Here is a 9,839-nt window from a genome sequence, read left to right as displayed (position 1 = left end):
TCCGGCATTGATTTTCTGGTTTGGCGTGGAACCCCAGTCCGCCATTGCCACGGATCTGTGGTTTGCGGTCCTGACCAAACTGGTGGCGGTCAAGGCGCATCATGGAGAAGGACAGGTGGATTGGCAGGTGGTGCGACGGCTTTGGTGGGGAAGTGTCCCGGTCGCCTGTCTGGTCGTTTTGCTGGTGGGGCATGGGGTAACTCTGGGGAAACCGGAGGACTTGATTGCATCCGTCGGGGTTTTGGTGATCGTGACGGGTCTTGGGTTATTGATGGCTCCCCATTTGTTGAAGGTTGGGCGCATGCGTCGTTTGGGTCGCCCTGAACGATTCAAGGCGGTTCAACCGGTACTGACGGTGGTGGGAGGTGCAGGTCTGGGGTTTTGCGTGGCCCTGACTTCCATCGGTGCCGGTGCCTTGGGCAGTGTGTTATTAATGTATTTGTACCCGCTCCGGATGACCCCGCACCGTTTGGTGGCCACGGACATCGCCCACGCCATTCCCCTGGCGTTGGTGGCGGGCTTGGGGTACCTGTGGGCCGGCAAGGTGGATGGGTCGCTATTGCTGGATCTGTTGGCGGGGTCACTCCCTGCTGTTCTGGTGGGCAGCCTCTTGAGCCGAAGTATTCCTGGGCGGTGGATGCAGATACTGCTGGCCACTTTGTTGCTGGTGGCAGGCATGAAAGTGTTGAAAGGAGTTGTCTGACGCATGAAAAAGCAAGTGCTGGTGATCATCGGCATGCACCGCAGTGGTACCTCAGCCTCGACGGGGGCCCTGCGCTGCCTGGGCGTGGATCTGGGAGACCGGTTGTATCAGGGGCATGCGGGCATCAATGACAAGGGGTATTTCGAGCATGCCGGCATTGCCGATACCAACGACGAAGTGCTGGCTACCCTGGGATCTTCGTGGGATGACCCCCTGTTGCATCCCGATGATTGGTGGAAACGTGATGATCTGGCGCTTTATGTCAGGAAAGTCAATAAACTGATCCAGCAGGACTTTTCTCGCAGCCCTTTGTGGGCCGTGAAAGATCCTCGGGTTTGTCGTCTGTTGCCCTGGTGGCTGGAGATCTTCGCCTCTTTGCAGATCACCCCCCACTTCCTCTTTGTGGTGCGCTCTCCCGCCGCGGTCCACCGTTCATTGGAAAAACGGGATGGATTCCCCAGGGAAAAATCCTTTCTGCTTTGGACCTTGCATTATCTGGAGGCGGAACGATACAGTCGTGGGTATGCCCGAACTTTTATCGATTTTGACCGGTTTCTTGAAGAACCCGTGGAATCCTTGCTGCGGATCGAGCGGGAACTGAACCTCACCTTTCCGGTTTCGGTCAATGAGGCGAAATCCGGTCTGGACGCATTTCTGTCCCGTGACTTGCGCCATCACACGGCAGAACAGGAACTTCAGGATACACAACCTGTTCTCAAATTGGCGCAGGACCTTCATGGTGAATTGGTGAGCGCAACGAAAGAACTGCCTCTGAATATTCCTGTCTTGAATGAATTGTGGACGCGCATGGAAACGATTCAACAGGGGTTTCCAGAGGCTTTGGTGAGTCATATCCGTTCGTCCGGGGTCATTCGCGGTGGTTTGCAGATCACCTTCAACCGCATTCTTCGTTCCTGGTCCTGGGTGATCGGAAAACCGGTGCGCTGGGTGGAAAGACGTCTTTTTGGGCAGGATGTATGAATAAGCCCATGGTTTCCGTCATCATCCCGACCTACAACTGCGCGGATTACATTGCTCAGACCCTGGAGGGGATTCTGAATCAAACCTTTCAGGATTTTGAATTGATCGTGGTGGACGATGGCTCCACGGATCGTACCCAGGACATCGTCGCCCGCAATTCTCCCCGTGTTCGCCTCATCGTCCAACAGAATTCCGGGGTCTGTGTGGCAAGAAACCGTGGCATCAGCGAAGCGAAGGGACGGTTCATCTGCCTTATCGACCATGACGACTACTGGTTTTCAGATAAACTGGCCCGTCAGGTCGAAGCCATGGAAAAATATCCGGAGAGTGGCGTCATCTACACAGACTTCACCCTGTGGTTTCCCAAGGACGGACATTTTCCTGAACCCCACACTTTACACAAAGCAATCCCAGGAGATCAGATCGACCCGGATTATTCCGGGTGGATTTATCACCAATTATTGTTGGATTGCTGGGTGCTCACCAGCACGGCCATGTTCCGGGCCGAAGTCTTCAAGAACTGTGGCGGATTTGATGAAACATTACCCTACAGTGAAGACTGGGAACTGTGGCTGAGAATTTGCCGGAAGTATCCCTTTACCAAATTGACCTACGCATCCACGCTGTACCGACAACATCCCCATCAGGGAAACAGAAAGGTCAGGGATGTGGATTATCGAACTCGACTCCTTACTCAGGCTCGGAAACAGTGGGGGCTATGCAGTCAGGACAGCCGATGCGTGCCTACAACCGTTTTCAAAAAGAAGTTGGCGGCCTACCATGCCGACTTCGGACTTTATCATCTCAAGGCAGGACACCGAACCACAGCAACTCAGTCTTTGATCAAAGCCTGGCTCACCAACCCACTCCACCTCAAATATCCCTGCTACTTGGCAGCGGGATGGGTGGGCTGGAAACCAAAGTGGTGAGAACTATTTTTTCCGGAACGATGACCCATGTTAAACGGTGAACGTGCCACGTCACATTCTGATTTGACCGTTGTTATTCCCTTCTACCAGAGGACCCCCGAACCTTTGGTTCGTGCTGTAAGTTCCATCAAGGCTCAGCAAGGGGTTAACTCCCCCCATGTTTTGATCGTGGATGATGAGTCGCCCTGGTCTGCTCGATCCATCCTGGATGACCATTTCCCCGATCATGAATCATTCATCCAGTTGATTGAACAGAAAAACAAGGGGGCTGCAGGAGCACGGAATACTGCTTTGGATCATTTGCCCGAATCGACCCGATATGTCGCCTTTCTTGATTCGGATGATGAATGGACCCCAAACCATCTGGACCATGCCCTACGTGTTCTTTCCCAAGGGTATGATTTCTTTTTTTCCAACTATCAGCGATCGGACTGGCCTCAGGATCGGTTTTCCCAGATGAAACTGAACCTTCAATCCCATCGCTGTCTTGATGCTGAAAGACAGTTATATGGGTTTGTTGGCGATGTTCTGCTGCCGGTGATGGGGCAACAAATGATCAAAACATCCAGCGTAGTCTACCGCCGGACTGCTTTGCCTGAAATTCGGTTCCCGGAACATTTGACCTTGGGGGAGGATGATGTCTTCTGGTTGAAAGCGCTACGAAGAGTCAGCCTTGCGGGTTTCTGTTTTCAGGTGGAAGTTGAAATGGGCGAAGGCGTTAACATTTCACAGGGAGGTGGTTGGGGGGAACTGCGCTCATTCAAGTTGATGCTCGAGAATCTGCAGAAGTGGCGGTCTCTTCCTCAATTGTTTCCTGATGAGGTCGCCCTGCCTGAATTGTGTCGAGAGAATATTCAGAGGATCCGACAGGATTTCGTGGCTGGTTTGTTGCATCGTTTGCGGCGCAGGGAAGGATTGCCCATGGAATACTGGGCACGCTATACCCGACTGGACCCTTTTTGGTTTTCCACTCTGCTGAGCCAAATTCTCAAAAAACTGGGGGGTAGTTATGACCGATAGGGTATTGCGCGTCGGGATCTACCGACCTGCCGAACTTCCCCAGAGTTTCAGGGTGTATGCGGATAATGTGGAACGTTATTTTCCGGAACTGGGGATCGAAGCCGTTCACTTTGACAGTAAGACAGCGATCCCTCAGACAGTGGATGTATTGTGGGATATCCGTTCTGGGGGTGGGAATCCTCCACTGGAATTTCTGCTCGACTCGAAGATCCCGCTGGTGATGACCGTCCATGGTTTTGCCCCCATCAGTTTGTCAGGATGGGAGTATTTCCAGACGATCAAGGGGGCCTTTTTATCCAAAAGATATGCCAGGGATAAATTGAAACGGTGGGAGGAACTCAAGGAGGGTGTGGCAGCCATGATTGCGGTCTCACAATTCACCAAAGTGGAAGCCGTGAGGCTGACTGGGGTGCCGGAACATAAGATTGTCGTCTGTCCCCACGGCGTTAGCCCGGAATTCGGGGTTCAAGAACCCCAGATGCCAAAAGAAAACTATTTCCTTCACATCTCGAACAATGAACCCCGCAAGAATGTAGCGCGTATTGTGGAAGCATTCCAACGACTGAAAAAAACACACGATGTCCGACTCAAACTCAAACTGCCCCGTGCGGAAGGAGGCAAGTATCAAAATATCAAGGGAGTGGAGTTGATCCAGGGGATGTTGAGTACGGAAGATCTGGTTGAGCTCTATCAAAAAGCATCCGGATTCGTTTTTCCCTCCCTCTATGAAGGGTTCGGTATGCCCATACTGGAGGCCATGGCCTGTGGTTGCCCGGTCATTACCTCCAACGTCAGCGCGTGTCCAGAAGTGGCGGGGGAAGCCGCAATAATCATTGATCCAAGAAATGTTCAAGCATTACAAAACGCCATGGAACAACTCATTGACCAAACTCATGGCATCAGTCAAAGTTTAATCACTGCTGGCCTCCAACGCGTAGCCCGGTTTGACTGGAAGAAGAGTGCCGAGGGACATGCAACGGCGATGATCCACGCGGTGAATATGGATTGAAACTATTTTTTTGGTTCAGCGATAACGACGATTTGAATATGTTTTGTATCGCTCATTAATTCAGGAAAGAATCGATAAAGTAATCTGCGCAATAGTTTTTTTGAATCCCACCATTTCTCATTGATAAACATGGTCTGTACGACATTTAATTCTAGATTTTCAAATAAACGAACGATGCTTTTTAGAGTAAAAAATCGCAGGTGTATTTTGTCCCGGATACCGAATTCTTCATATCGCCAATCCTTCTCTAGGAACAGGTGTTCTAGATTATCTATATGACGCATATTGGGGACGCAACAATGAATGCGTCCACCCGTTTTTAGTTTCTTTTTGCACAATTCAAGAGCAGATGCGGGGTCTGGCATGTGTTCAAGAGAATCATTGAAGGTGATTACGTCGAAGTAATTGTCGGGTATGGGATTTCCTGAGTGGAAAAAATCCACAATGACATTGTCCAGTCTTTCTTTGGCTACTGTGGCTGCTTGTTCATCTGGTTCGACCCCCCACACCTCGATATCCATAAGATTCTTTAGGGATAACCCAAATCCTCCCTGATTGCACCCAATATCAAGAATCTTTTTGGTATTTTTTGGGATCAATAAAACAAGGGGTAGTCTATCAATATCTTCATATTTCGGTCTGTCGAATTCCATTGAAAAGTTGTCCTATGTTTATCAGAAAAGTTTTCCAATTAATATTTTATTACCTCTGGATATTCTGACCAAAATTTAAAATCCAGTTCCAGATGATTACCTTCTGCCTATTCGTTCCATGGTTTTATGAATACGTTTTTTTATCTTTGAGCAATTCAATATCATCAAGTAATGTATTTCCATGAGGTTTTCTACATGAAATGACATGGTCTCGGAAAGTCATGAATAGTAGATGGGCTTGCTGTTCAAGATCAATCCTTTCTGGATGGTGCTGACTGTCGTTTAAAAACTTTTTTGGTAACTCCGAGAATATCCCCCCTAAGAATATTTACAAAGATGTAAGGATGTGTGAGCAATATCGAGGGAACCCATTTTGGCAAACTCCGTTCCTTGACCCATCCTCCTCCACGACGACGTAGTGCATCCCAAATCCCGAGTAACGTGGCGGTTTCCCTTTGGCTATCTCCAACATCATGCCAGGATGCAGCAAGCAATAAAGAACCTGCCAAATATTGCCGTGTGTAGTTAACCTGCTGATGCCAAGGAAGATAGTTTATCCAAAATAGATATCTGTTTCTAGTGTTTAAATATACATAATGAGGTGGGCGACTGTTAGGGTCGTTGACGCCAGCATGGAATACAATTGACTGTTCAACTATGCGATTATAAAATCCTAATTTTATAATCCTTATGGATAAATCCATGTCTTCGAAATATGCAAATAGTTTGTCATCAAATCCGCCAATTTTCTTTAGAATAGTTGTTCGAGTAAGTAAGGCTGTCCCCCATAGACAAAAGTCTTTTGGATTTTCTGACTGAGCTTTAAGTCCCTCATCTAAAAACTTGTGTTGCTCAAAATAACGTAACTTCCTATTAATTGAACAACCACAGAACTGAATGCGATTAGAATTGGAGTTATCATTATCTAGAAGGATAGGTGATACAGCACCAATTGATGCGTCCGAATCTAAAGAATAAACTAGCAAACCAAGCGCATTAGCATCGATTATAGTGTCGTTATTTAGTATCCATATGTATTCGAAATGTTTTTCTATGGCATACCGTATCCCTTGGTTCTGTGCGGAAGCAAAACCACGGTTTTCTGAGTTCCTAATCAATGTGACTTGGGGGAATAGACATTTAATATTTTCTGGTGAATTATCTGTGGATGCATTGTCTATTACGACAACAGAAAAAGATTTGTAATTCGACTCAAAAAGCGAATAAAGACAGGCAACTGATTCATCTCCGCCGTTCCAGTTTAATATCGATACAAGAACTCTTTTTTTTTCCAATTTATAAAGGTTCATAATCTCAACCATTTATTGTTTTCTGGAATTGAGTGGAATTTCGTTAAATTAAACGCAATTACTATTGTTTCGTTTGACATTTTTAATTGATGTATGTTTCGTTTATGTTGTTTTGCCAATCATGCCATATATTTGTTTTTCAATTGGGTGTTTTGTAATGTATATGATTAACATCCATATTGCCGAGCAGGATAATATGTCCAAGGTTATTTCTGTCAAGGGTTTTCCTTCAAACATTCTTTTTCCGATTGTGATGATTGCCACTGAAGGAATACAGGATATGACCGTGACCCAGAAACTTTTGTGGAGTGACTGAATCATTCCTTTGATGTCTATCCCAATGACCTTCCGACACTGAATGAAGTCGGTGATAGATTCTATGATTCCGGATATTATGAATGCGATTCCCACTGCCAGTAGTCCTTTGGGGGCAGCATAGAAAATAAGGGCTCCTCTTATGGGGATTCGCATCAACAGTTGATAGAGGTTTTGTTCAATTCTTCCAACCGCAGGCATCAGGGATCCCATGAGCATGAACGGAGATTTTGCCAAAGTAAATATACAGAGCAATTGTAACGGGATGATGGATGCTGTCCATTGCTTGCCATATAGCCCAATGATGATGGGTTCTGCCATGATGGCCAAGTTGATAAAAAATGGCCACGCAACCACGGTGAGTAGGGCAAGTGACTCCTCAAAACTTTGTTTCATTGGATGGTTGTTTCTTGATTGCTCTGAAAAGTGGGGAGCAGCCACATCCCAAAGTGCTCTCATGACGAGCGTATCAAAGGTTGAAACCAAGCCCATGGCGCGTCCAAAAAAACCGACTGTCGCCATTCCGGATAGTCGTCCCAGTATCAAATCAGCCTCTGATTGTCCAATATCAATCAAAATGGTAATTAGACTGGACAGTGATCCAAACGAGAATACCTTCCCTATGTCTTTGATGCCTGGGGTGAAAGGGATGTCTTTAGAACGCCACAGTTGGACAAGGGCGAAGGTACAGAGAATGCTGGCAACGGATCCCCAGGCCATGGAGAGGTAACTGTAACCTAGATAAGCGAGGCTGACGGTGGCAACAGCTCCAGTAAGGTTGGTGAAAAATTTGATGAGGGCTATGTACTTGAACTCCATCTTCTTGTACATGTAGGCCATGGGTACGGTGCCAAAAGGAATTAGCACGAAGTTGAGAGCCAAGATCTGCATGACGGAGCGAACGCCAGGTTGGTGGTAAAACTCTGCCGCGTATTTGCTTCCCAGCAGGATGACAAGGGCGAGGGTCCAGGCCGTGAACAGGGTGAGCGTAAAAGCAGCGCGTATCTTGTCCGAGGTCAGGTCCCTTTCCTGAATGATGTAACTGGAAATGCCAAAATCGCGCATGGAACTGGCAAATCCTATCAATACGACGGCGATGGAATACAAACCGATTTCGGAGGGCTTGAGAAGTCGGGCCAGAATGATAGAGACGACGAACTGCAGGACAAAACTGGCATAACTTTGACCAAGGGAAAACAGGATGGACTTTCTGACCTTGCTCATCGGCGACTGCTCAGAAAGTTCGGGGGGTATGGGGCAGGGAGGGATGCGGTGTGATCTTTATTGGGCATACACGATTTGTAACCAGTAGAGACAACCGAGAGTAAGGAAAAAGCATATGGAAGTGAGGTTTCCTAGCAGGCTGTTGAAAAACACCTATTTTCAAAACGATCACCACTATATGTTGTACAAAACACTATAGTATGGAAATTTCTTATAAAAGCTATTTTTCAACAGCCTGTTAAAAGAGGTATGATTCCGTAATGGGAGGTTTCGACACTTAATTTTCTGTGAATTCTCAATGTAGTATGCATTCTGGAACAGAGAACATGAAAAACCAGCCCTATTAAAAACTTTTTCACCGCGTAAGTCTACAACATTGCAAGAGGATAAACCATGTTTCAATGGATTGCCAAGGATATTTTAGACGCCAATGTTGATCGTCTTCAGGACTCATTTCAGAAAGCACACCCATTCCGTCACCTGGTGATAGATGAACTTGTTGAAAAGGATTCGCTGATTCCTCTTCTAAAAGCATTTCCAGAGTCGAGTTGGTCAGGGTGGGAAAATGTTAGTCATGAACACCAGCACCTGAAGCAGGTTTGTAATGATATCAGCATAATACCAGACCCGTTAAGAACCTTAATATACGAGCTGAACTCGGGACCGTTTCTTAACTGGCTTTCGAAAGTAACAGGTATTCCTCAGATTCTGCCTGATCCCCACTTGTTTGGAGGTGGATTGCATTCAACTGGGCCTGGTGGAACACTTACGCCACATACGGATTTTCATGTCGTCAAAGGGTTGCCTCTTTTTCGCCGACTAAATTTACTTTTCTACCTGAACTCGGACTGGACTGAAGAAAACGGCGGAATGCTGGAATTATGGCACAAGAATCAAGATCGAATAGAAAAAATCGTTCTCCCAACATTAGGCACTTGTGTTCTGTTTCAGACCGACAATGATTCCATGCATGGATTCACAACGCCAGTATCTAGCAAGAATCGACAGTCGGTTGCAATTTATTATTATACAGCGAGTGATGCTGAGCAATTCAGTGGTGATGGGGTAACCTACTGGCGATCACAAAGTGCTGCCAATGACTCCTCTTCTTGGCTGAGACTACAGGCACAACGAACGTTGCTGTTTGGTGCCAGGGTTGCTTCAGGGCTTTCCTGGAGGTTCGGGATGATGGCTGAAAAAACAAGGAAGTAACCAGAATTCTCTGCATCTACTCCCCGGCAACCCAAGTCCGCATACACCGTCTTGGGGGCCACCTTCATGTCCTGTATCAGGATCGTCGCTTGCTCCCGTTGCTCATTCAAAGTATGGTCATCATAGAGGTTCCCTGGAAACGCTCTGGCTTCTACGAACAATCCTCCATCAAAGTCATTGCCACTCCAACCTTGATTCCAAACATCTCAAGGCAGGACACCGAACCACAGCGACCTAGGCTTTGATCAAAGTAGATCACCAATCCACTCCACCTCAAATATCCCTGCAACTTGGCAGCGGGATGCGTGGGCTGGAAACCGAAGTGGTGAGAACCACTTTTTCAGGAACGATGACCAATGTTAACCCATGTTTAACGCAGAGAATTTAATTTCTTTAACTATCAGTTTGTTACGACCACAAAAAAATCGGAGTGGCACTACATGCTCGTAATTTTGGTTTAACTGATCAGTTTTTTCGTTCCTC

General features: G+C 47.0%; 9 protein-coding genes. 6 read left to right on the top strand and 3 right to left on the bottom strand.

Annotation, left to right across the window (positions count from 1 at the left end; all coding sequences use genetic code 11):
• From IV91_RS0109745 to IV91_RS0109725, 5 genes are all read left to right on the top strand, one after another.
• On the top strand, positions 1–703 hold a 703-nt coding region (locus IV91_RS0109745), incomplete at its 5' end, for a sulfite exporter TauE/SafE family protein (protein ID WP_031597935.1).
• 3 nt (positions 704–706) lie between these two features.
• Positions 707–1,684, top strand: a complete 978-nt coding sequence (locus IV91_RS0109740; protein ID WP_031597932.1) for a sulfotransferase family protein — start codon at positions 707–709, stop codon at positions 1,682–1,684.
• Positions 1,681–2,613, top strand: a complete 933-nt coding sequence (locus IV91_RS0109735; RefSeq protein ID WP_031597930.1) for a glycosyltransferase family 2 protein — start codon at positions 1,681–1,683, stop codon at positions 2,611–2,613. Before IV91_RS0109740 ends, IV91_RS0109735 begins: the two co-directional genes overlap by 4 nt.
• Before the next feature lie 27 nt (positions 2,614–2,640).
• Positions 2,641–3,633, top strand: a complete 993-nt coding sequence (locus IV91_RS0109730) for a glycosyltransferase family 2 protein (protein ID WP_031597928.1) — start codon at positions 2,641–2,643, stop codon at positions 3,631–3,633.
• Positions 3,623–4,642, top strand: a complete 1,020-nt coding sequence (locus IV91_RS0109725; RefSeq protein ID WP_051862494.1) for a glycosyltransferase family 4 protein — start codon at positions 3,623–3,625, stop codon at positions 4,640–4,642. The genes IV91_RS0109730 and IV91_RS0109725 overlap by 11 nt, the downstream gene beginning before the upstream one ends.
• 2 nt (positions 4,643–4,644) lie before the next feature.
• Here IV91_RS0109725 and IV91_RS15850 read toward each other — a convergent pair whose 3' ends face one another.
• The 3 genes from IV91_RS15850 to IV91_RS0109710 form a co-directional block, all read right to left on the bottom strand.
• A complete protein-coding gene (locus IV91_RS15850; RefSeq protein ID WP_051862492.1) occupies positions 4,645–5,295 on the bottom strand; it encodes a class I SAM-dependent methyltransferase in 651 nt (216 codons plus the stop codon).
• 251 nt (positions 5,296–5,546) lie between these two features.
• Entirely contained in the window at positions 5,547–6,617 is a 1,071-nt protein-coding gene (locus IV91_RS0109715) for a glycosyltransferase family 2 protein (RefSeq protein ID WP_031597924.1), read from the bottom strand.
• A gap of 90 nt (positions 6,618–6,707) precedes the next feature.
• On the bottom strand, positions 6,708–8,144 hold the full coding sequence (locus IV91_RS0109710) for a lipopolysaccharide biosynthesis protein (protein WP_031597923.1): 1,437 nt from the start codon (positions 8,142–8,144) through the stop codon (positions 6,708–6,710).
• 393 nt (positions 8,145–8,537) lie between these two features.
• Between IV91_RS0109710 and IV91_RS0109705 the strand changes: the two genes are divergently transcribed.
• Complete coding sequence (locus tag IV91_RS0109705; protein WP_051862490.1) at positions 8,538–9,356, top strand: 2OG-Fe(II) oxygenase; 819 nt, start codon at positions 8,538–8,540, stop codon at positions 9,354–9,356.
• The last annotated feature ends 483 nt before the right edge of the window (positions 9,357–9,839 follow it).

This window comes from Ferrovum myxofaciens (assembly GCF_000735045.1).
GTDB lineage: Bacteria > Pseudomonadota > Gammaproteobacteria > Burkholderiales > Ferrovaceae > Ferrovum > Ferrovum myxofaciens.
The sequence above is the reverse complement of the archived record's forward strand: the minus strand, read 5'-3'. Positions and strand labels throughout refer to the sequence as shown.